Origin of the sequence: Thiolapillus sp. (genome assembly GCF_048562965.1) — a bacterium.
Taxonomy (GTDB): Bacteria; Pseudomonadota; Gammaproteobacteria; order Chromatiales; family Chromatiaceae; genus Thiolapillus; species Thiolapillus brandeum_A.
Genome location: NZ_JBHNMF010001078.1, coordinates 1 through 920, shown reverse-complemented (window position 1 = coordinate 920; position 920 = coordinate 1). Strand labels below are relative to the sequence as shown.

General features: G+C 56.5%; 1 protein-coding gene. It reads right to left on the bottom strand.

Translation table 11 applies throughout. The annotated features are described in order from the left end of the window. Positions 1–748 (bottom strand): putative bifunctional diguanylate cyclase/phosphodiesterase (locus ACOCD2_RS22395; protein ID WP_419626153.1); only part of this gene is annotated, 748 nt, incomplete at its 3' end. Between the last annotated feature and the right edge of the window lie 172 nt (positions 749–920).

Sequence of the window (920 nt, the reverse complement as noted above, 5' to 3'; positions counted from 1 at the left end):
ACTTTTCCTGCCACTGCCGCATCTGTCCACAGGCTTTTGCAAAAACCCATTCCCCGATAGCACCAATCAGCCCGGTTTCCTCGGCCAGGGGAATAAACCGGTCAGGGCTGATCATACCTAGCACAGGATGCCGCCAGCGCAGCAACGCCTCCATGCCTGTCATCTCATTGCTGCTGGCTTCATAGATCGGCTGGTAATACAGGCAGAGTTCGTTCTTCGCCACCGCATGACGCAGGTCCTGCTCAAGTGCCAGATTCCGTTTGACGGACTCCTGCATGGGCTGCTCAAAGAACTGGCAGTGATTGCGGCCTTTGGCCTTGGCCTGATACATGGCCATGTCGGCATTGCTCAGCAAGGCACTGGCGATATCCTCGCGGTTCCAGGCAGCATCCACATCAGCAGGAAAAAGAGTGATACCGATACTGGCGCCGATGGTGACCACCCTTTCCCCCAGTTCGAAAGGCCGCGACAGCTCCTGGATGATCTTCTCTGCCACCGCCTGTGCCCTGTTCCGTTCAGCCACCCCGTTCAGCAGAACGACAAACTCATCACCACCGAAACGGGCTACCGTATCGGCTTCCCTCACCGACTTCCCGAGGCGTTGCGCCACCAGTTTCATCAGGGCATCGCCGATCACATGGCCATAGAGATCATTGACGACTTTGAAACGGTCGAGGTCGATGAACAGCACTGCAAACACCCGCTGATCCTGCTCGGCACCCAGAATGTTCTGTCCCAGCCTGTCCATGAGCAGGGTGCGGTTGGGCAGATTGGTCAGCAGGTCATAATTTGCCTGATAGAGGACAAGCGTGTCTTCGGCCTCGTGATAGATTTTGGGACATCCCAGTCCCCAAAATCGACTCGGCCTTTGACAACCTATTGGTGCCCCAGCCGTCCTGGTCACCAAGCACTACGCAACA